The following is a 25,239-nucleotide window of genomic DNA, read 5'->3' as shown; positions in this document are numbered from 1 at the left end:
CGCCGGCGCTGAGGTCTGTCGATTGCCGCGGCGGTCCCTCTGAACTCCGGCTACGGTTTCGCCTTTGTCGGCGTCGCCGTCGCCGTGTGTGGGCTCGGGCGGCTCCGGTCCAGCCATCACGACGAGTACCGAGGAGCACCCTCCATGACCGCCCGTTTCAAGGACAAGGTCGTCGTCGTCACCGGGGCCGGATCCGGCATCGGCCGGGCCGCCGTTCGGGCCTTTGCTCGCGAGGGTGCCATCGTCGTGGCCGCAGGGGCCCGGCCGGAGTCCATCGAGGAGACCGTGCGGCTCGTCGGCGAGGACGGTGGTGTCGCCGACGCGGTCGTCGCCGACGTCACCCGGCCCGAGGACATGGAGCGTCTGGTGCGCACCACAGTGGAGCGCCACGGTGGCCTGCACGTGGCCCACAACAACGCGGGCATCTTCGGCAAGCCCGCCCCGGTCGGTGATCTGGACCTGTCCGTGTGGCGGTCCGTGCTGGACGTCAACCTGAACGGCGTCCTGATCGGCATGCAGCAGGAGATCGCGCACATGCGGGCGAACGGCGGCGGCGTCATCGTCAACACCGCGTCCAACATCGGCTACCACGGGCGCCGTCCCGGCATGGCCGCCTACGCCGCGTCCAAGGCGGCGGTGAGCACCCTCACGCGGGTCGCCGCACTCGACCACATCAAGGACAACGTACGCATCAACGCGGTGAGCCCCGGCGCCACGGACACCGGCATGTCCCTGCGCCCCGGAGAGAGCGATGCCGACCGTGCCGCCCGGCTGGCGACGACGGTTCCGATCGCCCGCGTCGCGACGACGGACGAGATCGTGGCCGCGGTGCTGTGGCTGGCGTCCGAGGAGTCGAGCTTCGTCGTCGGCCACGATCTCGTCGTCGACGGCGGTGTCACCAGCTGATCTGACTGTCAGAGGAGGGCGACCCGGGTGAAGTGCCCTGCCACGTGCAGTTCCCGCTCTATACGGGTCGCCGTGCGGCGGAGTTCCGGGAGGATCTCCTCGACGCACTCCCGCTCCGTGCGGCCCGCCGCGTGCAGGGCCACGTTCACGGCGGCGACCGCCCGGCCCGTACGGTCGCGGAGGGGGACGGCGACGGTGCGCAGGCCGTCCTCCCAGTCCTCGTCCAGCAGGGCGTACCCCTGGTTCTCCGTCAGCAGCACCCGGCCCAGGGAGGTCGCCGACGCCGGCAGCCGGGTGCCCACCCTGATGTCCACACCCATGATCCGGGGGGACACGGCCCTCGCCGTGTACTGGATCTCGGGGTCGGAGTCCGGACCCGACGGCACCAGGATCGCCAGCGCCGTCGACTCCCCGACCAGTGCCGAGAGGGCGGCCAGGTGGGGGGCCGCGATGCGGGGGAGGGTCGTACGGGAGAGGGGTGGGAAGCCCAGGGACAGGACACGGGGGGTGAGGCTGAAGGTGCGGGACTCCGGCTGTCCGCGGACCAGGCCCAGGTGCTCGTAGGTGATCAGGGCGCGGCGGGCCGTCGCCCTCGCCAGGCCGGTCGCCCGGGCCACGTCCGTCAGGGTCAGCGCGGCCCTGCCCTCGCCGAACGCCGTCAGGACCGTCAGGCCGCGCGCGAGGGACTCGATGAACTCCCGGCCCAGTTCTTTCTTGGCCGTCCCGATCCAGGCGGCCGATCCCGAGGGCGGCGGGGCCGGGTCCGGCTCGGGGGCGGCGGCCAGTTCGCGTTCCATCTCGGCCACCGTCGCCCGTAGTTGCGGCAGCAGGGTGTCGCGCAGGTCGGTCGCGGTGTGGCGGCTGGTGTGGCTCACGACGTTCGCCACACAGGCGATCCGGCCTGTGCGGGGGTCCCGTACGGGGACGGAGACCGCCACCAGGCCCGGTTCGATCAACTGGTCGTCCAGCGCCCATCCTTCGCGGCCGGCCTGTGCCGCCTTCGCCTCGAACTCGCCATCCGGGAGAGGGAGCTGCCGAGGGGGTACGGCCGAAAAGGCCCGGTTCTCCGGGTCCGCCGCCCGGCGTTCGCGCCACGTCCGCCAGTCGCCGTCCGTCCACTCGGAGGCGAACAGGGGGCCCGGCGCGGTGCGTTCGGCGGGGAGCAGGTCGCCGATGCGGAAGCTGAGGGACATCGCGCGGCGGCGGGTGGCCTGGTGGATGAAGCGGATGCCGTCCCGGTCGGCGACGGCCAGCGACACCGACTCGTCCAGCTCGTCGGCGAGGGCGTCGGCCCGCCGGGACAGCAGGGCGGGCAGGCGCAGGGCGGCGAGGTAGGCGTTGCCGAGTTCCATGAGGCGGGGGGTCGTCACCGCGTCCCGGCCGTCGAGGCGGACGTATCCCATGCGGGCCAGCGTCGCCGTGATGCGGTCGACCGTCGAACGCGCCAGGCCCGTCGCGCGCTCCAGGCCGCTCAGGCTGAGTGTCCCGCCCGCCTCGGTCAGCTCCCGCAGCACCCCGACCCCCCGGATCAGAGGCGTGACCGCCTCGGCCGGCACGGCGGACTGCGGTACCGGCGGGGGAGTGGTGGTCTCAGCGGGCATCGGCTCTCCGGTACGGCGGTCGCGGCAGGCCTACGGTAATCCGACACCGCGCCCCGAGCGCGCCACGCCCTCGCCGGGACCGGCGGCGGAGGTGTCCACGCCCGTACACGACTCAGGGGGCCGGTGGTCCGCTGCTCCCCGGTGACCCCGCTTGGTAGCGCCCGCCACACGCCACCGCCCGTGCCGGACCGGAGGGCGCCTGGTGCCCCCTCCTACCTCCGCCCGACAACACCGCGCAGTGGGTGTCCCGTCCGCCCCCAGCACGCCACCGCCCTCGCCGAGAACCCCCTACCCCCGAGAACCCCCTGATCCAAGGACCCCTACCCCCGAGAACCCCCTGATCCAGAGGACCCCTACCCCCGACAACCCCCTACCCCCGAGTCACCCCCACCCGATAGTTCCCGCCCCCGTCCACCCCCAGTATCCGCACCCGCACCCCCCTCACCGGGTCCCGGAACTCCTCCCCCGCTGCGAACGGTGCGTCCGAGAGTTCCGCGTGGACGTTGGGGCTCCGGGTGCAGCCCCCGCTGTTGCGGCGCGCGTCGTACACGCGGACCGGGCCCCGCCCGGTGTCCACGTTCGCGTCGACCTTGTAGATGAGGACGCCCGGCCGGCACACCGTCTCGTCGTTGCCCTCGCGGGTGCGCAGCTCGACCGCGTAGCCGGTGCGGCGGCCGAGGGGGACGAAGAGGAGCTTGGTGCCGGGGCCGGGCCCGGCCAGCGGAGTCAGCGTGTACTCCGAAGTCCCGGGCGCCGTCACGCAGTTGACCTGCGTAGAGTCCAGCCAGCCGAGCTTCCACTTGTGCCAGCCGAGGAGGTCGTTGTTGGTGCCCCAGTCCTCGCTCATGATGTCCCAGTGGCCGACCGCGCCCCCGCCGTTCTGGGTGTAGAGGTCGGGCAGGCCGAAAACGTGGCCGTTCTCGTGGGGCAGTACCCGGTAGCCGGTCTGCGGGAAGGAACCGGAGCCGTCGTCCTGGCGGGAGTACACGAAGGAGGCGTTGGCGACGGGGACGCCGTCGGCGACCGGGGCGTCGGTGTTGCCGGCGAAGGTCACCGACAGGACCGTGTCGAGGGCGGAGGGGCCGGCGTTCGGGGTCACCAGGACGTTCAGGAAGTCGTACGACCGGAAGTCCACCCGGGGATCGGCGGCGGCCACGATGTCCTGGACGAGTCGGCGGTAGCCGGGGTCGAAGGGGGCGCCGCGCTCTATGCCGTAGGCCCGGAAGGACTTCGGCATGCGCAGCCAGCCGGTGATCGGGGTCTCGGGGCGGTAGTCGAGACGGCCGTAGGAACTGGTGCGGAACCAGTCCTGGGTCTGCGGGAAGAACTCGCGGAAGCGGCTCTGGGCGCTGCCGGACCCCGGCGCGTCGGAGAAGTCGATCATCAGGGTGAGGGCGTGGACGGTGCCGGTGGAGCGGGAGTAGCCGCCGGGCGTGGGCAGGCCCTCGGACATCTGGACGGCCGGGCCGCCGCTGATGAGGCAGGCGCCGTGACTGTCGGAGCGGGCCACGGCGACCGGGCCGGCGGTCGTGGTCCCGGGGACCGGGCGCTCGGTGCCGGCCGAGGTGCTGACCGCGAGGGTCAGAGCGGTCACGGACGCGAGGGCGGCGACCCGGCGCGGGCGTATCCGACGTCTGGTCCACGGCATGCGAGCACCCTCCGGAGCACGGCAGCCGCTGGTCAAAAGGCTGCACCTTCTCGATCACCCTCTGCCGGGGCAGGGGTGCACGCGCGCTGGAGGAGACCGAACGTGGGTATCGCGAGACTGTGACTCAGGTCACACCATGATTTCTCCTCAACCCGAAATAACCGGGGAGCGTCTCCCCGTTTAGACCAGTGTCCGAGCGAAACGGGGATTGAGTCCCCGGATCAACCGTCAACCGAGGAGCACACCGTGCAGACCGCTCTCTCCGCACAGCGCAAGGCGCCCCGCGCCGACGCCCTGCGCAACCGCGAGCGGATCGTCACCGCCGCCAGCGAGATGTTCACCGAGTTCGGCCCCGACGTGCCGCTCGACGAGATCGCCCGCCGGGCCGGCGTCGGCAATGCCACGGTGTACCGGAACTTCCCCGATCGCGACGCGCTCGTCCGTGAGGTCGTCTGCTCCGTCATGGACCGGACGGCGGAGGCGGCCGAGCTCGCGCTCGCGGCGACCGGGGACGCTTTCGGCGCGCTGGAGCGCTTCGTGCACACCGCCGCCGACGAGCGGATCACCGCACTGTGCCCGATGGTGCAGGGCACCTTCGACCAGTACCACCCCGACCTGGTGGCCGCACGCGTACGCATCGAGCAGCTCGTCGAGCAGCTCATGGACCGGGCCAGGACGGCCGGTCAGCTGCGCGGCGACGTGAGCGTCGGTGACCTGATGGTCGCCGTGGCCCAGCTGTCCCGGCCCCCGGCCGGCACCGGCTGCCTCACCCTCGACGGGTTCGTGCACCGCACCCTTCAGCTGTTCCTGGACGGACTGCGGGCCCCGGCCCGCTCCCAGCTGCCGGGCGCGGCCCTGACCATGGAGGACCTCCGCCAGGCCTGATCCGACGAGAACCGACCAGTCACCGATTGGTCACACCGATTAGTTCAGAGCGCGAGAACAGTCTCTACAACGACTTTCGACCGGCCGTCGCCGATGACGGACCGTCCCCTTTCTTCATTCTTTTTCCGTTCCGAAGTCCCGAAGTGGGTACCCCCATGTCTGCAACAGCCGCAAAGGCTTCCGGCGCACCGGCCGTGTCCGGCGACGCCAACCGCTGGAAAGCGCTCGTCTTCATCGCGCTCGCCCAGCTGATGGTCGTCCTCGACGCGACCATCGTGAACATCGCCCTGCCCTCCGCCCAGACCGACCTGGGCATCTCCGACGGCAACCGCCAGTGGGTCGTCACGGCCTACGCGCTCGCCTTCGGCGGACTCCTGCTCTTCGGCGGACGCATAGCCGACCTGTGGGGCCGCAAGAACGCCTTCGTCGTCGGCCTGATCGGCTTCGCCGGTGCCTCCGCGCTCGGCGGCGCGGCCACCAGCGGCGCCATGATGTTCGGTGCCCGTGCCCTCCAGGGCGTCTTCGGCGCGCTGCTCGCGCCCGCCGCGCTCTCCCTGCTCGCCGTGATGTTCACGGACGCCAAGGAGCGCGCCAAGGCCTTCGGTATCTACGGCGCGATCGCCGGTGGCGGCGGCGCCGTGGGCTTCATCCTCGGCGGTGTGCTGACCGAGTACATGGACTGGCGCTGGACGTTCTTCGTGAACATCCCGTTCGCGATCGTCGCCGCGCTCGGCGCGTACTTCGTCATCCGTGAGCCCGAGGGCGGCCGCAACCGCAACCCGCTCGACATCCCCGGCGTCCTGCTGTCCACCCTGGGCCTGGTCGCGCTGGTCTACGGCTTCACCCGCGCCGAGTCCAACGGCTGGGGCGACTCCGTGACCGTCGGCATGTTCGTCGCGTCGGTCGTCCTGCTGACCGCCTTCGTCGTCACCGAGGCCAAGGTCAAGGCCCCGCTGCTGCCGCTGCGCGTGATCACCGACCGCAACCGCGGCGGGATCTACCTCTCCCTCGGCATCGCGATCATCGCGATGTTCGGCACCTTCCTGTTCCTCACCTACTACCTGCAGATCGTGAAGGGCTTCTCGCCGATCAAGACCGGCTTCGCCTTCATGCCGATGATCGTCGGCATGATGGTCGGCTCGACCCAGATCGGCACCCGTCTGATGACCCGCCTGCCGGCCCGCCTGCTGATGGGCCCCGGCTTCCTGGTCGCCGCGGTCGGCATGCTCCTGATGACCCAGCTGGAGATCGGCTCGTCGTACGCCTCGACGATCCTGCCGGCGATGCTGCTGCTCGGCCTCGGCATGGGTACGGCGTTCATGCCCGCCATGTCCCTGGCCACCCTGGGCGTCGAGCCCCGGGACGCCGGTGTCGCCTCCGCGATGGTCAACACCTCGCAGCAGGTGGGCGGCGCGATCGGTACGGCCCTGCTGAACACGATCGCCGCCTCCGCCACGACCTCCTACATCGCCGACCACATCGGCTCCGCGGGCTCCAAGTCGCAGCAGCAGCTGGTCGCGCTGGAGGGCCAGGTGCACGGCTACACCAACGCGATCTGGTTCGCCGTCGGCATGCTGGTGCTCGCCGCGGTCATCGTCGTGACCCTCGTCAACGCCGGCCGCCCGGACACGACCGCCGTGACGGGGTCCGCGGAAGGCGCCGAGGAGGAGCTGGCGATCCCGGTCGTCGCCCACTGACGGCGATCGGTCGGTCGTACCCCTTCGAGAACCACGTGCGTACGGGGAAGGGGACGCCCCGTACGTACGACCCAGGAACTGCCCTGGCCCAGCTGAGTGAGCGGCTCAGCGGAGCCAGGGCAGGTCCGCGCCCGCCTCGTTCGGCTGGAGTCCCTCGGCGACGATCTGCATGATCTCGCCGAGGGACTTCTGCTGTTCCGGGGTGAGCCGGTCGAAGACGGCGTTGCGTACGGCCCGCACATGGCCCGGCGCGGCGCCCCGCAGCATCTCCAGGCCCGGGTCGGTGAGCACCGCGAACTGGCCGCGCCGGTCGTCCGGGCAGTCCTCCCGGCGCACCCAGCCGTTGCGCTCCAGCCGGGCGATCGCGTGCGAGAGCCGGGACCGGGTGATCTTCGCCTTCATGGCCAGCTCGGTCATCCGCAGCCGTCGCTGCGGGGCCTCGGCGAGGCCGACGAGCAGGCCGTAGTAGATGTGCGGCATGCCCGCGTCCCGCTGCAGCTGGCGGTCGAGGTGATCCTCGAGAAGGGTCGTGGCGTGGATGTACGAGCGCCAGATGCGCTGCTCTTCGTCGTCGAGCCACTGGGGCTCCTCGTCGGGGACGGATGCCGTGTTCATGTTTCCCACTCTACGAGCTCTCTCCTTGAATCTTAAACAAGTGAGGCGTACAGTCATGTCAGTAGAAGCTTTAAATTTGAAGCACTCGACGCATCGGAAGTACCGGAGGAGTCCCCGTCATGTCCGCCGCCACGCTGGAGCGCATGCCCGCCCTCTATCTGAGCCACGGCGCCCCGCCGCTCGCCGACGACCCGATCTGGCCCGGTGAGCTCGCCGCCTGGTCCGCGGAGCTGCCCCGCCCCAAGGCGATCCTCATGGTCTCCGCCCACTGGGAGGAGGCCCCCCTCGCCCTCGGCGCGGTGCAGCCCGTCCCGCTCGTCTACGACTTCTGGGGCTTCCCCGAGCACTACTACCAGGTGACGTACGACGCCCCCGGCGCCCCCCAACTCGCCGACTCCGTCCGCAAGTTGCTGCGCGCCCCCGGCATCCCCGTGCAGGACATCCCGGACCGCGGACTGGACCACGGCGCCTATGTCCCCCTCGTCGAGATGTTCCCCGAGGCCGACATCCCGGTCCTGCAGATCTCCATGCCGACCCTCGACCCGGTCCGGCTCATGGAGATCGGCCGCAAGCTCGCCCCGCTGCGCGACGAGGGCGTCCTGATCGTCGGCTCCGGCTTCTTCACCCACAACCTCGCCGCCCTGCGCCACACCGGCGGCGGAGTGCCCACCTGGTCCTCGGAATTCGACGACTGGGGCCGGAGGGCCCTTGAGGCGCGGGACGTGGACTCCCTGCTGGACTTCCTGCACAAGGCCCCGGCCGGGCGCTACGCCCACCCGCGCACCGAGCACTTCGCCCCCCTGTTCGTGACGATGGGCGCGGCGGACGTGAGCGGCGAGCTGGACGCGCAGAGGTCCGTCATCGACGGGTTCTGGATGGGGATGGCCAAGCGGTCCGTGCAGTTCGGCTGACAGTCTCCCGCGGGGGTCTACAGGCCCTTCTCGTACCAGGCCACGTCCCAGTAGCGGCCGAACTTCCTGCCCACTTCCCGGTACGTGCCGACGTGCCGGAAACCGAAGCGTTCATGCAGCCGCGTGGACGCTTCGTTGGGCTGTGCGATGCCCGCGTAGGCGCGGTGCACGTCCTCGCCGGCCAGGGTCTCGAAGAGGGCCTTGTAGAGGAGGGTGCCGATGCCCCGGCCGCCCGCATCCGGAGCGAGGTAGACGGTGACTTCCACGGAGGTCGCGTACGCGGGCTTCGCGCGGAACGGGCTGGACGTGGCGTACCCGAGGATCCGCTGTGAGGTTCCTGTCGAGTCGGTGTCGGTGGCAACCTTCAGGCGGTACGGGCCGTCTTCAGGGTGGGAGAGCAGCCAGGGGCGGCGCTCCTCCGGGGTGAAGACAGCGGTGTCGAATGTGATCGGCGTCTCACGAACGTAGTGGTTGTAGAGGTCGGTGAGGGCCCCGAGGTCGCTTTCGACTCCCGGCCTGACCTGCACCTCTGTACGTTCCGACGGCATCGCTCCTCCTCATGTGGCCGGACAGGGTACTGCAAGATCAGAAAAATAGCGGCACGGCTTGGGAATTCTGTCCGGTTTCCAGTCGTTGTTTCCATCGGATGCAGGGCACCCGAGGAGAGTCCGGAAAGCAACCGGAACCGGGACCCAGCGTCCGACGGACCACCCGCTGACCCAACATCGCAAGGGAGCACGCATGGCAACCCGTGCCGTCGCCCGTCGTAAGTCCGCCACCGGCGGGTCTACCGACGCGGCACGCAGTGTTCGCGTCCATGGCGGCGAGATCGCCGACCGCGACCTGGTCGGCATGTACCTCGACGAGATCGCGCGTACGCCGCTGCTCGACGCCGCCAAGGAAGTCGAGCTGTCCCAGATCATCGAGGCGGGTGTGTTCGCCCGGCAGGTCCTCGACGGGTACGAGGAAGCCAAGGCCGACGCCACCCGCGAGGAGCTGGAGGCCCTGGTGGAGGAGAGTGAGCGCGCCAAGGACGTGTTCATCCGCTCCAACCTCCGCCTGGTCGTGGCCGTGGCCCGCCGCTACCCCCGCAGCGGTCTGCCCCTGCTCGACCTGATCCAGGAGGGCAACGCCGGCCTGGTGCGCGCGGTCGAGAAGTTCGACTACCGCAAGGGCTTCAAGTTCTCCACGTACGCGACCTGGTGGATCCGTCAGGCCATCACCCGCTCCATCGCCGACCAGTCCCGCACCATCCGGCTGCCCGTCCACCTCGTGGAGGAGCTGGGCCGCATCCGCCGTGTGCAGCGCGAGTTCAACCGCGAGCACGGCCGCGACCCGGAGCCCGCGGAGGTCGCCGCCGAGCTCGGCTCGAACCCCGAGCGCGTGATCGACGTCCTGGACTGGGCCCGCGACCCGGTCTCGCTGAACATGTCGGTGGACGACAACGGCGACACCCAGTTCGGTGACCTCCTGGAGGACACCTCCGCGGTCTCGCCGGAGCAGTCGGTGCTGACGCTGCTGCGCAGCGAGGAACTGGACGACCTCATCGGCCGCCTCGACCAGCGCACCGCTTCCATCATCAAGATGCGGTACGGCATCGAGGACGGGCGCGAGCGCACGCTGACCGAGGTCGGCAAGGAGCACGGGCTCACCCGCGAGCGGATCCGGCAGATCGAGAAGCACGCCCTGCTGGAGCTGAAGAAGCTCGCGCGGTCCACCGGGTTCGACGCTGCGGCGTAGGCGGGGCGTGCCCGCGTACGCCGGGTGGCTAAAGACCGCGTAAACATGGCTGTACTAGGCCGCTTAACCGCCCGGCCCCAGGGAACAAGACTTCAGGGTCCAGGTGTTCGGGGCCCGGAGACCAAGTCTTCGGCCCCTTCGGACCCTCTTGAACCAAGTCCCGCCGCAATCCCCCCCCGGCGCCGGGACTCTCCCAGAGCCGGACTTCGGCGCCCCTCCCCCCGGGCGCCGGGGTCCGGCTCTTTTTCACGCCCCGCCTTCGCACGCCCGCCTTCGCATGCCCCCGGCACAGCGGAACGGTGGGTCACCCCGTACCTGAACCACGGGGTGACCCACCGGACGGCAGATTCTTCCACCCCTCTGCCGCCCGGACCAACCGTCCCCCCAACTCCCGCACCGCGGCCGCCAGTTCCACGGGCTCCTCCACCACGAACTCGACTCCGGTCATGGCCAGCCGCACCGCCATCCAGTCCACCGCGTCCCCGACGGTCGTCCGCAGCCGGCACCGTCCCTCGCCCACCGGCTCCGGCACCCCCATCCACGTCGGCACCCGGGCCGCCACCACGGACGCGTCGCCCTCGAACGTCACGACCAGCTCGTAGGTCTCCTGGCGGTGGTACATCGACTGCCGCAGGTACTCCGCCGCGCCCCCCGTCGGCAACTCCCGCGGAGCGAACCGCGCGCCCGTGGCGAAGGGGTCGTCCACCCGGTCGACCCGGAAGGTCCGCCAGTCGCCGCGGTCGAGGTCGTAGGCGACGAGGTACCACCGGCGCCCGGTGGAGACCAGACGGTACGGCTCCACGACGCGTCGCGACTCGGCCCCGTCCTTCGCCCGGTAGGCGAACCGCAGCCGCTCGTGCCCGGCCACCGTGGACGCCATCACCGTCAGGGTCTCGGTCGCGATGCTCGCCCCGTCCCCGCTGGTCAGCGGAGTCGTCGCGGCCTGCAGCGTGGACACGCGGTGCCGCAGGCGGGACGGCAGGACCTGCTCCAGTTTCGCCAGCGCCCGTACGGACGCCTCCTCCATCCCCTCGACCGCGTGCCCCGCCCCCGCCCGCAGCCCGACCGCGATGGCCACCGCCTCCTCGTCGTCGAGGACGAGCGGGGGCATGGCCTTGCCCGCGACGAGCCGGTAGCCGCCGTCGGAGCCCTTGGTCGCCTGGACGGGGTAGCCCAGTTCGCGCAGGCGGTCGATGTCCCGCCGGACCGTGCGGCGGGAGACCCCGAGCCGGCCGGCGAGCTCGCCGCCGGGCCATTCGCGGGGCGTCTGGAGGAGGGAGAGGAGCGTCAGGAGCCGTGCCGGGGTGTCCGTCGTCATGACTTCGAGAATGCCGTAGAAGTAGGACACGATCTGACCTAATGGAGTCATAGCTTCATGGCATGACCTCCACCGAGACCACCTCCACCGCTCCGCGGCCCGCCGCGGGTGACCGGCGCCGCTGGTTCGCCCTCGCCATCGTGATGACCGCGGCCTTCATGGACCTCGTCGACGTCACGATCGTCAACATCGCCATCCCGTCCATCCGGCAGGACGCCGGCGCCTCCGTCAGCCAGATCCAGTGGATCACCGCGGGTTACGCCCTGGCCTTCGCCGCGGGGCTGATCACCGGAGGGCGGCTCGGTGACATCCACGGGCGCAAGCGGCTGTTCCTCGTCGGGATCGGCGGGTTCACGCTCGCGTCGGCGCTGTGCGGCTTCGCCGCGAACCCGGAGATGCTGGTCGCGGCCCGGATCCTGCAGGGCGGCATGGCGGCGATGATGGTGCCGCAGGTCCTGTCGATCGTGCACGCGACCTTCCCCGCGCACGAGCGCGGCAAGGTGTTCGGGCTGTTCGGCGCGGTCGTCGGGCTGGGGGCCGTGTCCGGTCCGCTGCTCGGGGCGCTGCTGACCGAGTGGAACCTCTTCGGGCTGGAGTGGCGGCCGATCTTCCTCATCAACCTGCCGGTCGGAATCATGGGGCTGGTGCTCGGGAGCCGTTTCATCACCGAGTCCAAGGCCCCGCGGGCGCTGAAGCTGGACCTGGTGGGCGTGGCCATGGTCGTGCTCGGACTGCTGATGCTGCTCTACCCGCTGACCCGCGGCGAGGAGCTGGACTGGCCGGTGTGGGGGTACGTGTCGATGGCCGGCGCACCCCTCGTGTTCGCGGCGCTGGTGGCGTACGAGAGGCGCAAGGCCGCGCGGGACGGGTCGCCGCTGGTCGAGCTGTCGCTGTTCAGGGTGAAGAGCTTCGCGGCCGGGATCGCCGTGCAGACGGTGTTCGGGGTCGGGCTCGGCATCTTCTTCCTGGTGTGGACGCTGTACATGCAGACCGGGCTGGGCTGGAGCCCGCTGCGGGCCGGGCTGACCGGGGTGCCGTTCTCGCTCGCCGTCTCCACGGCCGCGGGACTGTCCGTGCAGGTGCTCGTGCCGCGGTTCGGGCGCGGGGTGCTCCAGGCCGGTGCGCTGCTGATGGCGGTGGGCGTGCTGCTCTACCTGTGGGAGGCCGAGCGGTACGGCATGGCGATCAGCTCGTGGCAGATGGCGTTGCCGCTGGTCGTGATGGGCGTCGGCATGGGCCTGATCGTCGCCCCGCTCACCGACGCGGTGCTCTCCGAGGTGCCGCGCGAGCACGCCGGTTCGGCGTCGGGACTCATCAACACCGTGCAGCAGATGGGCAACGCGCTCGGGCTCGGGCTGGTGTCGGTGGTGTTCTTCGGGGTCATCGGCGACGACCTGCGGCCGGAGCAGGTGGGCCCGGCCTTCGTGGACGCCTTCCAGCACGCGCTCGGATGGGTCGCGGCGGTGATGGGCGTCATCTTCCTGCTGATGTTCGCGCTGCCGAAGCGGCCCGCGCAGCACGTGGAGGGGGCGGCCGAGCTTCCGGCACAGGCGGAGCAGGAGCCCGCACTCGTCTCCTGACATCCGAGATCAGGGGCCCGGTACCGGCTGCGGTACCGGGCCCTCTGCCGTCCCCGGACACAACCGTCCGTTGGAAGCTCCACGGAAGTCCGTTCATGCCCGAATGGCATCCGAACCTGTTTACTTTCCGGAAATCCGGGCGTAGCCTCCCGTCTGAAACCACACGTTCGGGCATCGGTCGGAGGCGAGCGGACATGTACGCACCGGAACGGCAGCAGGAGATCCTCCGGCTCGCCCGTGACGGCGGGCGGGTGGACGTCGTCTCGCTGGCCGAGGAGTTCCAGGTCACCGCCGAGACCATCCGGCGCGACCTGAAGGCCCTCGACCGCGCGGGCCTGCTGCGCCGGGTGCACGGCGGGGCCATCCCGGCCGGGCGCCTCGACTTCGAGCCGGACCTCGCCGAGCGCGAGACGACCGCGGCCGACGAGAAGGACCACATCGCCAAGGCCGCCCTCGCCGAACTGCCGGCCGAGGGCACCCTGATCCTCGACGCCGGTACGACCGTGGCCCGCCTGGCCGCCGCCGTGCCGCTGGAGGCCTCGCTCACCGTCGTCACGCACAGCCTGCCGATCGCGGCCCGCCTCGCGGACCACCCCGGCATCCAGCTCCATCTGGTCGGGGGGCGCGTACGGCACCGTACGCGCGCCGCCGTGGACGCCTGGGCGCTGCGGGCGTACGGCGAGATCCGGGCCGATGTCCTCTTCGTGGCGGCCAACGGCTTCTCCGCCGAGCACGGCCTCACCACTCCCGACCTCGCCGAGGCCGCGGTCAAGCGCGCGGCGCTCGCCGCCGCCCGCCGCGTGGTGCTGCTCGCCGACTCCTCCAAGCACGGCCAGGAGCACTTCGCCCGCTTCGGTGACCTGAGCGATGTGGACCTGCTGATCACCGACAGCGGGCTGAGCCCCGACGACGCCGCCGTGATCGAGCGCGGCGGCACGGAAGTGCTGTGTGTCTAGAAACGAGTGCGCATGATCCTCACGGTCACCCCGAACCCGTCCCTGGACCGTACGTACGAGGTCCCGTCCCTGGAGCGCGGCGAGGTCATCCGCGCCACCGGTGAACGCATGGACCCCGGCGGCAAGGGCGTCAACGTCTCGCGTGCCGTCTCGGCCGCCGGACAGCGCACGGTCGCGGTCCTGCCGCTGGGCGGGGCGCCGGGGGCCCTCGTCGCCGACCTGCTCGACGCGCAGGGCATCGAGGTCGCACCGGTACCGGTCGCCGGAGCCACCCGGTCGAACATCGCGCTCGCCGAGTCGGACGGGGTGCTCACGAAGATCAACGCGCCGGGTCCCGAACTGTCCGCAGCCGAGCAGGAGTTGCTGCTGGAGACGGTCCGCACGCAGTCGCGTGACGCCTCGTGGATCGCGTGCTGCGGAAGCCTGCCCCGCGGGCTCGCGCCCTCCTGGTACGCCGAGGTGGTCGCGCGGGCGCACGCCGGAGGCGCTCGGATCGCGCTGGACGCCTCGGGGCGCGCGCTCCTGGAGGCGCTGCGCGAACGGCCCGACGTGGTCAAGCCGAACGCCGAGGAACTGGCGGAGGCCGTCGGACGCCCCCTGTCCACGGTGGGCGACGCGGTGAAGGCGGCCGAGGAGCTGCGTGAGATGGGTGCGCGGGCGGTGCTCGCGAGCCTGGGCGCCGACGGGCAGCTGCTCGTGGACGGCACGGGTGCCTGGTTCGGCAGCGCGCGCGTGGACGCCGTACGCAGCAATGTCGGCGCCGGCGACTCGTCCCTGGCCGGCTTCCTGATCGCCGGCGGCAGCGGCCCCGGGGCCCTCGCCTCCGCGGTCGCCCACGGCGCGGCGGCCGTTCAGCTGCCCGGCAGCGTCATGCCGACACCGGACGACCTCGACCCGGCCGCGGTGACGGTCACGGCCGAGGTGCCGGTGGACCGTGTGCTGACGGAGCCGGTGACATGACCGGCCCGACGCTTTCCCCAACGGTGGCGAACCGTACGGCGATGAACCACGCCGTGCCGAACCGTACGGCGACCAACCGAGCGGTGGTGAACCCCGCTGCCACCACCCCCGAGACCCCACACCGCTGCACCCCCGTCCCCCTCCCCACCGCCCACCCCACTCCCCGGGCGATACGCGTGCGAAGGAGCCCGCGATGAGCGACATGATCACCGCGGACCTGGTCGATCTCGACCTGTCCGCCGATACCAAGGAAGCGGCGGCGCGTGCCCTCGCCGAGCGCATGGTCGCCCTGGGCCGGGTGACCGACCTGGAGGGCTTCCTCGCCGACGTGGCCGCCCGCGAGGCCCAGATGCCGACCGGCCTCGACGGCGGCATCGGCATCCCGCACTGCCGCAGCGAACACGTCACCGAGCCGACGCTCGCCTTCGGGCGCAGCTCCGCAGGGATCGACTTCGGTGCCGCGGACGGACCCGCCGACCTGATCTTCCTGATCGCCGCACCGGCCGGTGCGGACGACGCCCACCTGACGATCCTCTCCTCCCTCGCGCGGCAGCTGATGAACACCGAGTTCACGGACGCGCTGCGGGCCGCGGGGAACGCGGAGAGCGCGGCCGCGCTGATCCGCGGGGACGAGCCGCCGGCGCAGGACGCCGGCGAAGACTCCGCCGGCGAAGACTCCGTTGCGGCATCGGCGGCGGCCTCCGCCGATGCCGCAACGGCCACTCCCGACGTTCCCGAGGCCCCCTTCCGGATCGTCGCCGTCACCTCCTGCCCGACCGGTATCGCCCACACCTACATGGCGGCCGAGTCCCTGGAGAACGCCGGCCGCGAGGCGGGCGTCGAACTCGTCGTCGAAACCCAGGGCTCGGCCGGCTTCGACCGGCTCGACCCGGCTGTCATCGCGGCGGCGGACGGCGTGATCTTCGCGCACGACGTCCCCGTACGCGACAAGGACCGCTTCGCCGGCAAGCCCACCGTCGACGTCGGCGTGAAGGCGGGCATCAACCGGCCCGCGGAACTCATCACCGAAGTGCGCGCAAAAGCCGTGCGCGGTGAGGTGACGGCGGGCGCCGCGGGCGCGGGGACGCCTGTCGAGCGGGCCGGCGAGCCCGGCGACGGCTACGGCACCAAGCTGCGCAAGTGGCTGATGACCGGCGTGAGTTACATGGTCCCGTTCGTCGCCGCGGGCGGTCTGCTGCTCGCCCTCGGGTTCGCGATCGGCGGCTGGCAGATCGCGAGCGCGCCCTCGGTCATGAAGCACTTCTCCTGGACCGAGATCGACAGCTGGGGCGCCCTGCTGTTCCAGATCGGCCAGGTCGCCTTCGGCTTCCTCATCCCGGTCCTCGCCGGATACATCGCGTACGGCATGGCGGACCGCCCCGGTCTCGTCCCTGGCTTCGTCGGCGGAATGATCGCCTCCAACATCGCCGCGGGCTTCCTCGGCGGTCTGGTCGCCGGTCTGCTGGCCGGTGGTGTGGTCCTCGCGATCCAGCGGATCAAGATCCCGCCGGTGTTGCGCGGCATCATGCCGGTGGTGGTGATCCCGCTGATCTCCTCGCTCATCGTGGGCTTCCTGATGTTCGTAGTGATCGGCAAGCCCATCGCCGAGGCCCAGAAGGGCATGACGGACTGGCTCAACGGCCTCTCCGGTTCCAACGCCATCCTGCTCGGCATCCTGCTCGGCCTGATGATGTGCTTCGACCTCGGCGGCCCGGTCAACAAGGTCGCGTACGCCTTCGCCACCGCCGGAATCGCCGTGCAGGACCCGAGCGACTCCGCGATGAAGGTCATGGCCGCAGTGATGGCCGCGGGCATGGTCCCGCCGCTGGGCATGGCGCTCGCGACCACCGTCCGCAAGAAGCTCTTCACCGAGACCGAGCGCGAGAACGGCAAGGCCGCCTGGGTCCTTGGCGCGTCCTTCATCTCCGAGGGCGCGATCCCGTTCGCGGCGGCCGACCCGCTGCGCGTCATCCCGGCCTCGATGGCGGGCGGCGCGGTCACCGGCGCCCTGTCGATGGCCTTCGGCGCCACCCTGCGCGCCCCGCACGGCGGCATCTTCGTGGTCCCGCTGATCGGCAGCCCGTTCCTCTACCTGATCGCCATCGCGGCGGGCGTGTGCGTCACGACCGCCCTGGTGGTCGGCCTGAAGAGCATGCGCAAGCCGGCGCCGGGGACCACGGCCACCGCGGCGACGGATGCCACCGGCACCCCGGCGACCGAGCGGAAGCAGCCGGTCGCCGCGTGAACCGCGCCCCTTTGGGGCGGCTGTGAGTCGTTCACGGCACCTGCGAGATACGTCACGGTCCGGGGCAGAAGTCCCGGACCGTGGTGTCTACTGGAACGCATGCCTGAGCACCACTCCGTCTACCAGCTGCTTGGTATGACCCTGCTCGTCCTGGTGACCGTCGCCTGGGGGATCGGGCTGGCCTTCATGCTGCGCCGCGGTCGCTACAAGACCGTGCCGTGGCACTACGGACGCGGTCTGCCGGCCCTGCCCCACCAACGACGGGCCGCCCCCGGACGCGAGTGCGTCGAGCTGACCCCGGCGGAGGAGGACGCGTTCGCGGGTCTGGTACGACAACTCGGCGGCGGCCGCTGACACGGGCGCCGCAACCGGGACCTACGTGAGCATCCGCGCCCGGGGTGTGAGCCAGGTCAGGAGACCTGAGCCGCGCGCCGCTCCATGGCGTCGCGGGCCGCGTCCTCGGTGACGTACACCTCGCACATGTGCCGTCCGTCGGGCGTCGCCGTGTGCTCGACCTCCCACAGGGAGATCTCCGCTCCGTCGCGCAGCAGGAACGCATGCTCGTACAGCGAGAAGCCCAGTCCGGCACGCCCCGCCCGGCACGGGCGCCCGAACGCCTGCGTGATCTGGTGGGCGAACGCCTCCGCCAGCCGCGCGGCCGTCTCCGGGCCCGGCCGGTCCGTGTTCTCCGCGCGGCGCAGCAGCCGGCGCGCGTGGTCCGCGGAGTCGTCCGGGACGTAGGCGTGCCGCGGCGCGTACACAGGCGAGAGCTGCACCGTCACCGGGAGCTCGAAGTCCGGGGTGTCGGGCGGTAAGGGAAGCCGCGCGGTCGCCGCACGCAGCTCCTCCTCGTCGACGTACACCTCGTGCTGCGGAACGCTGTCCCGCGCGGTGTTGTGGACGAGCTCCCACAGAGTGAGCGCCGAGCCGTCGGCGAGCAGCCACGTGTGCCGGTACGTCTCCCGGTGCAGCCCCGCGCTGTGATGCGCGGAGTGCAGCGAACTGTCGTACGCCAGCGCGCAGTCCAGTTGCCGTATCGCCTCGTCGGGCAGCTCGAAGGAGTTCAGGGCACGACCGAGGAGCCGCGCGAGATGCTCCTCCGGAGACTCGGGCGACTCGTGTGGTTCGTACGCTGCCGTCTCGTACGGAACGCTCAAGGCTTCTCCCGGCGTTGCTGCATGTCACCTTGTGGGTGCATACCGTAGCCCCTCGGTCGGACATCATGTCCGGGAACCGAGAAAACGTACGCCCGGAAAACGACCGGGCCGCGCGGGAAATTCCCACGCGGCCGACGATCCGTCAAAACCCCCCGGTCAGACAGGGCTTGCGACGATCAGGAGGTGCCGACGGCGCTGCCCGCGACCCACTCGTCCCACGACATGTTCCAGCCGTTCAGCCCGTTGTCGGGCGCCACCGTCTTGTCGGGGGAGTTCTTCACGATCACCACGTCCCCGATCAGCGAGTTGTCGTAGAACCACTTGGCCGGAGTGTCCGACTGCCCGCCCTTGACGTCCCGCAGCCCGACACAGCCGTGGCTGGTGGCGGTGCGCCCGAAGGGCGGATTCCCCTTGTTGTACCAGTAGTTGCCGTGGATGAAGGTCCCCGACTGCGTCAGCCGCATCGCGTCCGGCACGTCGGGGATGTCGTACGCGTTGGCGAGGGCGACCGTCCGGCTGTCCATGCGGATCTTCTTGTACTTCTCGGAGATCACCATCTGCCCGTTGTACGTGGTGAACTCCGGGCTGCCCGTGGAGATCGGCACCGACTGGACGGTCCGCCCGTCCCGCACGACCTTCATGGTCTGGGTGTCCGCGTCCACGGTGGACACCTGCGAGCGCCCCACGGTGAAGCTGACGGTCTTCTCCTGCACGCCGGTGACCCCGCCCGCGCCCTCGACCCCGTCCAGGTCGATCTTCATCGTGACCTTGGAGCCGGCCTTCCAGTACTCCTCGGGCCGGAAGTCGAGCCGCTGCGCCCCGAACCAGTGCCCGACCACCTGCTGCCCACTGCTGGAGCTGACCTCGATGTGGGACTGCACGGCCTTCTTGTCGCTGATCGCCTTGTCGAAGGTGAACGACACCGGCATCCCCACGCCGACCGTCGTGCCGTTGTCCGGCGTGTACGTCCCGACGAAGCTGTTCGCCTTGGAGACGGTCGTGAAGACGGACTTCGCGGTCACGGCCTTGCCGTCCGAGTCCTTCGCCGTCGCGGCTATCTCGTACTTCGTCCCCCGCTCCAGCTGCTCCTCGGGCTTCCAGCCCTTCCCGCCCGCGACCATCTCCCCGGACACTTGCTGCCCCGTGCCGGCCACCGTCATCTTCACGCCGGTCAGCGTGCCGTCGCTGACCTTCACGCCGATCGAGTTGATGGACGCGCCCGTCGAACCGTTCTTGGCGGAGATGGCGATCTGCGCCGCGGAGGTCTTCGCGGGGTCCTTGCCGCCCTTGCCTTCACTCTTGCCGTCGGAGTCGCCTCCGCACGCGGTGAGGGTGAGGGCGCCGACCATCAGGACGGCACAGGCCCCCAGTGCGCGCCGCGCTGCTATGTCCGGCGTTGTCACGGGCTGCTCCAGATTGGTGTGATGTGCGTTGTCCGCTCCACTTGGTCAAGAAAGAGGGACCCGGTCCCCGCCCGGGTTCCCTACCAGCGCGACGAATGCCATCACGTGACAGAACCAGGACGGAATGGGGGTGCCGGGTCAGGTTGTGGGGCGGCTGCGGGTCGGTGGGGGCTGGTCGCGCAGTTCCCCGCGGTGCCGCTGCGCTGGGCTTGGACGGGGCGCCTATCGGGGTGCCGGGTGAGGTTGTCGGGCGGCTGCGGGCCGGTGGGGGCTGGTCGCGCAGTTCCCCGCGCCCCTGGGGGGTGCAGTCACCTGCGCCAGGACGGACACCCAAGGGGCGCGGGGAACTGCGCACAACGCCCGCCCCCACCGAACCCGCACACACAGCCACAGGCATCACTCGCCGTACAGCTCCCGATAGGCCGGCCACACCCCACCCGCCCCCTCCACCGACTCCGCCGCCCACACCGCCCGCACAATCGCGCGCGTCACCACATCCGCACCCGCGGCGAGCACCGCGTTGAGCGCGAGCGGGTCCAAGGCGTCGAGCGGCCGCGCCCCCGTGGCCAGGGCGAACACCGTGTCGCCGTCGTGCAACAGGTGCACCGGCCGCACGGCACGCGCGATGCCGTCGTGCGCGGTCCCCGCCACCTTCTGGGCCTGCGCCTTCGACAGTTCCGCATCCGTGGCCACCACCGCGAGCGTGGTGTTCAGAGGGGGCGGCGCATTCCTCGCCGTGGTCTCGGCGAGCCGCTGTCGCGCCGCGTCGTGCACCCGCTGCTCCGGATACCGCACCCGCCCGTCGAACAACTCCCCGTACAGAACCCCCGTCTCCGGATCCGACACCGCCCCCACCGCGTTGGCCACCACCAACGCCGCCACGGTGATCCCCGAGGGCAGCACGACACTCGCCGTCCCCACCCCGCCCTTCATCGCCCCGACCGCGGCCCCCGTCCCCGCCCCCACACACCCTTCCGCCACCTCCGCACCGAAGGCACTCGCCGCGGCGGCCTCGACAGCGGCCCGCCCGGTCGCCGCGTCCGGCCGGGCCCGGAAGTCACCGCCCCGCCCGAGATCGAAGACACACGCGGCAGGCACGACCGGCACCACATGCGTGGGATCGGGTCCGACCCGCACCCCCCGCCCCTGCTCCTCCAGCCAGGCCATCACCCCGGAGGCCGCGTCCAGCCCGTACGCGCTGCCCCCGGTCAGCACGATCGCCTCGACCTTCTGCACCAGGTTGCGCGGGTCGAGCGCGTCGGTCTCCTTGGTGCCGGGACCTCCGCCGCGCACGTCCACCGCGGCGACGGCCCCGCCCTCCGGGGCGAGCACGACGGTGGTGCCGGTGAGCCAACCGCCGCCGGTACGCGTCGCGTGCCCCACCCGCACCCCGGTGACATCCGTCAGAGCGTCAACTGTCATGGGACCAGTCTCGTCCAGGCACCACCTCGACCCGCCGAGATCAGGAGGTCACGCCACCCGAACTGCCGGCAACGCCGCGAGGAGCAGATGGCCGCTCCCACGGTGCGGGTCCGGCAGGGCCGTACCCTGGATCCATGAGCAGCGCCCCCCGCCCCGAGCCCCGCGAGCCCAAGCCCGCGCTGGTCTTCGACGATCCGCTGGACCAGCAGTCCTCGGACGACACCGACCGAGGCTGGGGCGACCGGCCGCGCACCGACAGCGACAGCGCGGCCGACCTGAAGCGCTTCCTCGACGAGAAGCCGCCCCACCACCTGTGACCGGGCCGCACGGACCTACTCGCTAGCGTCCGTCGTGGCCCGAGCCCCGCTGGGCGACCAGGGCGTCGCGGATCTCCTTGAGGACCTCCAGCTCGGTCACCTCCATGACCTCGCGCGTGCCCTCCTTCGCCTTCCGGCGGGCCTCCATCCGGGCCAGGTACTTCGACATCGGCAGGACCATCAGGAAGTAGACGACGGCCGCGGTGATCACGAACGTGAGCGTGGCTCCGAGGACCGAGCCCCAGAGAATCCGTACGCCCGACGCGTGGTCGCCGGTACCCGTGCAAGGGCCCTTGAGGCACGAGTTGTAGCTGTCGAGGTTCTTCGTGCCGATCGCCCCCACCAGCGGGTTGATCACGCCCTTCACCACCGAGTTGACGATGTTGGTGAAGGCGGCGCCGATGACCACCGCGACTGCCAGATCGATGACATTCCCGCGCATCAGAAAGGCCTTGAAGCCCTCCAGGACGCTCGGCTTCTTCTCGCTCACCCAGAGGCCTCTTCTCGCACGCGCACGTTGTGGAACAAACAGCTCCGCAACCTACGTCAACGCCAGGTGGGCCTGCCCCATGGGGTAGCTCCAAAGGGCGGCTCAACACAGCGTCACCGCCAGCCGTGCCGTCGCGCCCGCGCCCGCGAGGCGTGCCGCCGTGGACCGCGGCACCGAGAGCACGATCAGCGCCCCGCCCTCGCTCACACCGTCCGCCGGCTCCGGCACCTTCGTCACCCGCGCCCCGCGGGCGACCACTCGGGCGTCCCCGCCCAGCGCCGACTCCTCGGCGGCGATGACGTCGACCCGGTCCCCGGGGCGCAGCAGCCGGACCGTCGCACCGTCGGCGATCCGTACCGGCGCCGACACCGTCTCCACGGCCCGGTGTTCGCGCACGGGCCGGGCTGCCGGATGACCCCGCGCCCCGTCGCCGCCCCGAGGGCCCGCCGCCACCAGCGCGGCCGCGGTGACGGCCAGACCGAGCGCCACGGCACGCCTGCGGCTGCGGACGAGTTGCCGTAGTCGATACCGACCGCGTCCTACTCGGACCGGCGCGAAGTGCGGGACCTCGCAGGTCGGGGGAGCGTCGGTGCCGGGCGGGCACGGAAGGAGGGGAGAGGGCGAGGGAGCGAAGGACATGTGGACCACCACCAGCGACGGGACATCGGCTTGCGCTGCCACGATGCGGCCTCGCGCCGAATGCCGCTGAGCCCGGTGGACTACCTGCCGGTTGTGGAAAACTTCCTCACCCGAACGAGGACTTCCGCCTCAACCCGGGCGCCGGCTAGGGCAGTTCGAACCCGGGGTCCATCCCGCCCAGTGCGCCGACGCACAGGCAGTCCCGCTCGTCCTGCGCCGGCAGCGCCGCCACCGCGTCGAACAGCACACCCCGCAGCCGGTCCACGTTCGCCGCGAACACCCGCAGCACCTCGTCGTGCGAGACGCCCTCACCGGTCTCGGCGCCCGCGTCGAGATCGGTGACCAGGGTCAACGACGTGTAGCAGAGTTCCAGTTCGCGGGCGAGGGACGCCTCGGGGTGACCGGTCATGCCCACCACCGACCAGCCTTGCGCCTGGTGCCACAGCGATTCGGCGCGGGTCGAGAAGCGCGGACCCTCGATCACGACGAGCGTGCCGCCGTCCACCGCCTCCCAGTCCCGCCCGCGGGCCGCCTTCAGCGCGGCCGCCCGTCCGGCGGGGCAGTAGGGGTCGGCCAGTGACACGTGCACCACGTTCGGCACGGCCCCGTCCGGCAGCGGCAGCCCGTCGAAGTACGTCCCCGCCCGGGACTTCGTACGGTCGACCAGTTGGTCGGGCACCAGCAGGGTGCCCGGGCCGTATTCCGGGCGCAGTCCGCCCACGGCGCACGGCCCCAGGACCTGGCGTGCTCCCACCGACCTGAGCGCCCACAGGTTGGCCCGGTAGTTGATCCGGTGGGGCGGCAGATGGTGGCCGCGTCCGTGCCGGGGCAGGAAGGCGACCCGCCGGCCGGCGACCTCGCCGAGGAAGAGGGAGTCGCTGGGCGGACCGTAGGGGGTCTCCACCTGGACCTCGGTCACGTCCTCGAGGAACGAGTAGAAGCCCGAGCCGCCGATTACGCCGATCTCTGCGTTCGCCATGAGCAGCACAGTATCCGGCCCCGAAAACCCCCGGCGACCGGCCCGGACAACGCCGAAAACCCTGCCGTCCCGTGACGGCAGGGTTCACAAGTGCGAGCTATGCGGCGGAGCTGCTGCTGGACGAGGTGCCCGAGCTCGACGACTTCGTGTCCGAGGAGGACGAGGAAGACGACGACGAGGACGACTCGGACGACGACGTGGACGTCGACGGCTTCGAGGACGACGACGCCGGCGAGCTGCTCGACGAGGAGCCGCGGCTGTCGTTGCGGTAGAAGCCGGAGCCCTTGAAGACGATGCCGACCGCGGAGAACACCTTCTTGAGGCGGCCCTGGCAATTCGGGCACTCGGTCAGAGCGTCGTCGGTGAACTTCTGCACCGCCTCGAGGCCCTCGCCGCACTCGGTGCACTGGTACTGATAGGTGGGCACTGTCTTCCTCCTGGCACTCTCACTCAATGAGTGCTAACGATGGTCCATAGTGACGCATTCCCGGGGATCAGTCCACTGCCACCGGCACTCGGTGACCGACGCCACGTGCGACCGTCCGCGCGCGAGGCCGGGTGGCGAGGTGTGAACGCAGCGCCACCAGGGTCACCAGGGCGAGCAGTGTGCCGCCCATCGGCACCAGGAACCCGGCGCCGCCCCAGAAGCGGTCCTCCAGCTGTCCGGCGATCGTGACGGCGGCCGCCTGGCCGAGCGCCACCGCCCCGGTCAGCCAGGTGAAGGCCTCGGTGCGGGCGCCGGCCGGGACCAGGTTCTCCACCAGGGTGTAGCCGGTGATCAGGGCGGGCGCGATGCACATGCCGACCAGGAGGCCGAGGCCGGCCAGGACGAGCACCGAGTGCGCGGCCCACAGGCCGGAGGCCGTCAGCGCGAGGGCGCCGTAGGCGACGACCAGCCGCCGCCGGGGGGCCACTTTCCAGGCGATCGCACCGCAGACCAGGCCGGAGAGCATGTTGCCCGCGGCGAAGACGCCGTACAGGACACCGTTCAGGCCGGGCTCGCCGATCGACTCGCTGAACGCGGCCAGGGAGACCTGCATGCCGCCGAAGACGGAACCGATGCCCAGGAAGGTCACGATCAGGACGCGCACCCCGGGGACGCGCAGCGCCGGCGTGTGCTCCACGCGCGTGTGCTCCCCGAGAGCGACGGAGGGCTGCGTGCTCTTCTGCGCGGCGAACAGCAGGCCGCCCAGCAGCGTCAGGGACGCCTCCGTCAGCAGGCCCGCGGCAGGGTGGACGGCGGTGCACAGGGCGGTGGCCAGCAGCGGGCCGAAGACGAAGGTCAGCTCGTCCGTGACGGACTCGAAGGCGGCCGCCGTGGTCATCAGGGGGGAGCCCTGGAGCTTGACTCCCCAGCGGGCGCGCACCATGGGCCCGACCTGCGGCACCGAGGCGCCGGTGGGCACGGCCGCGACGAACAGCGCCCACAAGGGCGCGTGCGCGAGGGCGAGAGCCGTCAGGGACAGGCCCGCCAGGGTGTGCACCAGGACGCCGGGGACCAGCACGGCGCGCTGCCCGTAGCGGTCCGCGAGACGGCCGCTGTAGGGCGCGAACAGCGCCATGGCGACACCGGTGACGGCCGCGACGGCGCCCGCCGCGCCGTAGGAGCCGGTGGTGTGCTGCACGAGCAGCACGAGGGAGAGGGTGAGCATCGCGAACGGCTGGCGTGCCGCGAAGCCGGGGAGCAGGAACGTCCAGGCGCCGCGGGTACGCAGCAGCTGTCCGTATCCCGGGCGGGAGGAGGTGACCGTGGATGCCACGGCCCGTGCC

The 25,239-nt window shown here is 71.2% G+C and carries 24 protein-coding genes; 11 read left to right on the top strand and 13 right to left on the bottom strand.

The window, feature by feature from the left end; all coding sequences use genetic code 11:
* Nucleotides 1-144 precede the first annotated feature (144 nt).
* Nucleotides 145-906 carry a glucose 1-dehydrogenase gene (locus ACGFWE_RS30355; protein ID WP_352388470.1) on the top strand — a complete coding sequence of 254 codons (762 nt, stop codon included), beginning with the start codon at nt 145-147 and terminating at the stop codon, nt 904-906.
* An 8-nt stretch (nt 907-914) separates the two neighbouring features.
* Here the strand turns inward: ACGFWE_RS30355 and ACGFWE_RS30350 are convergent, their stop codons facing one another.
* Both ACGFWE_RS30350 and ACGFWE_RS30345 read right to left on the bottom strand, forming a co-directional pair.
* Nucleotides 915-2,507 carry a helix-turn-helix domain-containing protein gene (locus tag ACGFWE_RS30350; protein ID WP_393603021.1) on the bottom strand — a complete coding sequence of 531 codons (1,593 nt, stop codon included), beginning with the start codon at nt 2,505-2,507 and terminating at the stop codon, nt 915-917.
* 370 nt (nt 2,508-2,877) lie between these two features.
* Nucleotides 2,878-4,155: a M6 family metalloprotease domain-containing protein gene (locus tag ACGFWE_RS30345; RefSeq protein WP_393603019.1), complete on the bottom strand. Its 1,278-nt coding sequence runs from the start codon at nt 4,153-4,155 to the stop codon at nt 2,878-2,880.
* A gap of 246 nt (nt 4,156-4,401) precedes the next feature.
* Between ACGFWE_RS30345 and ACGFWE_RS30340 the strand changes: the two genes are divergently transcribed.
* Both ACGFWE_RS30340 and ACGFWE_RS30335 read left to right on the top strand, forming a co-directional pair.
* Entirely contained in the window at nt 4,402-5,040 is a 639-nt protein-coding gene (locus ACGFWE_RS30340; protein WP_352388464.1) for a helix-turn-helix domain-containing protein, read from the top strand.
* Nucleotides 5,041-5,195: 155 nt separating this feature from the next.
* The gene (locus tag ACGFWE_RS30335) at nt 5,196-6,737 is read left to right on the top strand and encodes an MFS transporter (RefSeq protein ID WP_393603017.1); all 1,542 of its coding nucleotides are present in this window, start codon (nt 5,196-5,198) and stop codon (nt 6,735-6,737) included.
* Between the two features lie 105 nt (nt 6,738-6,842).
* Here the strand turns inward: ACGFWE_RS30335 and ACGFWE_RS30330 are convergent, their stop codons facing one another.
* The gene (locus ACGFWE_RS30330; protein ID WP_393603016.1) at nt 6,843-7,352 is read right to left on the bottom strand and encodes a MarR family winged helix-turn-helix transcriptional regulator; all 510 of its coding nucleotides are present in this window, start codon (nt 7,350-7,352) and stop codon (nt 6,843-6,845) included.
* Between the two features lie 119 nt (nt 7,353-7,471).
* Between ACGFWE_RS30330 and ACGFWE_RS30325 the strand changes: the two genes are divergently transcribed.
* On the top strand, nt 7,472-8,263 hold the full coding sequence (locus ACGFWE_RS30325) for a class III extradiol ring-cleavage dioxygenase (RefSeq protein ID WP_352388458.1): 792 nt from the start codon (nt 7,472-7,474) through the stop codon (nt 8,261-8,263).
* 17 nt (nt 8,264-8,280) lie between these two features.
* Here the strand turns inward: ACGFWE_RS30325 and ACGFWE_RS30320 are convergent, their stop codons facing one another.
* Complete coding sequence (locus ACGFWE_RS30320; RefSeq protein ID WP_393603013.1) at nt 8,281-8,811, bottom strand: GNAT family N-acetyltransferase; 531 nt, start codon at nt 8,809-8,811, stop codon at nt 8,281-8,283.
* 193 nt (nt 8,812-9,004) lie between these two features.
* Between ACGFWE_RS30320 and ACGFWE_RS30315 the strand changes: the two genes are divergently transcribed.
* Nucleotides 9,005-10,003 carry a sigma-70 family RNA polymerase sigma factor gene (locus ACGFWE_RS30315; protein WP_352388455.1) on the top strand — a complete coding sequence of 333 codons (999 nt, stop codon included), beginning with the start codon at nt 9,005-9,007 and terminating at the stop codon, nt 10,001-10,003.
* Between the two features lie 304 nt (nt 10,004-10,307).
* On the opposite strand, the gene ACGFWE_RS30310 is transcribed toward ACGFWE_RS30315, so the two are convergent.
* Nucleotides 10,308-11,321, bottom strand: a complete 1,014-nt coding sequence (locus ACGFWE_RS30310) for a helix-turn-helix transcriptional regulator (RefSeq protein ID WP_393603463.1) — start codon at nt 11,319-11,321, stop codon at nt 10,308-10,310.
* Nucleotides 11,322-11,383: 62 nt separating this feature from the next.
* Here ACGFWE_RS30310 and ACGFWE_RS30305 point away from each other — a divergent pair, with 62 nt between their 5' ends.
* The 5 genes from ACGFWE_RS30305 (at nt 11,384) to ACGFWE_RS30285 (ending at nt 17,416) form a co-directional block, all read left to right on the top strand.
* Entirely contained in the window at nt 11,384-12,901 is a 1,518-nt protein-coding gene (locus ACGFWE_RS30305) for an MFS transporter (protein ID WP_352388453.1), read from the top strand.
* Between the two features lie 194 nt (nt 12,902-13,095).
* A complete protein-coding gene (locus tag ACGFWE_RS30300) occupies nt 13,096-13,857 on the top strand; it encodes a DeoR/GlpR family DNA-binding transcription regulator (RefSeq protein WP_393603011.1) in 762 nt (253 codons plus the stop codon).
* Nucleotides 13,858-13,869: 12 nt separating this feature from the next.
* Complete coding sequence (pfkB, locus tag ACGFWE_RS30295) at nt 13,870-14,817, top strand: 1-phosphofructokinase (RefSeq protein WP_393603009.1); 948 nt, start codon at nt 13,870-13,872, stop codon at nt 14,815-14,817.
* A gap of 193 nt (nt 14,818-15,010) precedes the next feature.
* Nucleotides 15,011-17,062, top strand: a complete 2,052-nt coding sequence (locus tag ACGFWE_RS30290; RefSeq protein WP_393603007.1) for a fructose-specific PTS transporter subunit EIIC — start codon at nt 15,011-15,013, stop codon at nt 17,060-17,062.
* A gap of 99 nt (nt 17,063-17,161) precedes the next feature.
* Nucleotides 17,162-17,416, top strand: coding sequence for a hypothetical protein (locus ACGFWE_RS30285; protein ID WP_352388445.1), 255 nt, complete (start codon nt 17,162-17,164; stop codon nt 17,414-17,416).
* A gap of 56 nt (nt 17,417-17,472) precedes the next feature.
* On the opposite strand, the gene ACGFWE_RS30280 is transcribed toward ACGFWE_RS30285, so the two are convergent.
* The 3 genes from ACGFWE_RS30280 to ACGFWE_RS30270 form a co-directional block, all read right to left on the bottom strand.
* Nucleotides 17,473-18,219, bottom strand: coding sequence for a DUF6227 family protein (locus tag ACGFWE_RS30280; RefSeq protein ID WP_352388443.1), 747 nt, complete (start codon nt 18,217-18,219; stop codon nt 17,473-17,475).
* Nucleotides 18,220-18,395: 176 nt separating this feature from the next.
* A complete protein-coding gene (locus ACGFWE_RS30275; protein ID WP_393603004.1) occupies nt 18,396-19,622 on the bottom strand; it encodes an Ig-like domain-containing protein in 1,227 nt (408 codons plus the stop codon).
* A gap of 396 nt (nt 19,623-20,018) precedes the next feature.
* Nucleotides 20,019-21,044: a P1 family peptidase gene (locus ACGFWE_RS30270; protein WP_393603002.1), complete on the bottom strand. Its 1,026-nt coding sequence runs from the start codon at nt 21,042-21,044 to the stop codon at nt 20,019-20,021.
* Between the two features lie 134 nt (nt 21,045-21,178).
* On the opposite strand from ACGFWE_RS30270, the gene ACGFWE_RS30265 reads away from it, so the two are divergent.
* The gene (locus ACGFWE_RS30265) at nt 21,179-21,361 is read left to right on the top strand and encodes a hypothetical protein (protein ID WP_352388437.1); all 183 of its coding nucleotides are present in this window, start codon (nt 21,179-21,181) and stop codon (nt 21,359-21,361) included.
* A gap of 22 nt (nt 21,362-21,383) precedes the next feature.
* Here ACGFWE_RS30265 and mscL read toward each other — a convergent pair whose 3' ends face one another.
* From mscL to ACGFWE_RS30240, 5 genes are all read right to left on the bottom strand, one after another.
* Nucleotides 21,384-21,851 (bottom strand): large conductance mechanosensitive channel protein MscL, encoded by a 468-nt coding sequence (gene mscL, locus ACGFWE_RS30260; protein WP_352388435.1) that lies wholly within the window; start codon nt 21,849-21,851, stop codon nt 21,384-21,386.
* A gap of 102 nt (nt 21,852-21,953) precedes the next feature.
* Nucleotides 21,954-22,490, bottom strand: a complete 537-nt coding sequence (locus ACGFWE_RS30255) for a hypothetical protein (protein ID WP_352388888.1) — start codon at nt 22,488-22,490, stop codon at nt 21,954-21,956.
* Between the two features lie 145 nt (nt 22,491-22,635).
* Nucleotides 22,636-23,469 (bottom strand): S-methyl-5'-thioadenosine phosphorylase, encoded by an 834-nt coding sequence (locus ACGFWE_RS30250; protein WP_393603000.1) that lies wholly within the window; start codon nt 23,467-23,469, stop codon nt 22,636-22,638.
* Nucleotides 23,470-23,566: 97 nt separating this feature from the next.
* Nucleotides 23,567-23,896: an FmdB family zinc ribbon protein gene (locus ACGFWE_RS30245; RefSeq protein ID WP_352388430.1), complete on the bottom strand. Its 330-nt coding sequence runs from the start codon at nt 23,894-23,896 to the stop codon at nt 23,567-23,569.
* Between the two features lie 67 nt (nt 23,897-23,963).
* Entirely contained in the window at nt 23,964-25,229 is a 1,266-nt protein-coding gene (locus tag ACGFWE_RS30240) for an MFS transporter (protein WP_352388428.1), read from the bottom strand.
* Between the last annotated feature and the right edge of the window lie 10 nt (nt 25,230-25,239).

This window comes from Streptomyces sp. NPDC048523 (assembly GCF_043199815.1).
GTDB lineage: Bacteria > Actinomycetota > Actinomycetes > Streptomycetales > Streptomycetaceae > Streptomyces.
This window is presented reverse-complemented; position numbering and strand designations above follow the sequence as displayed.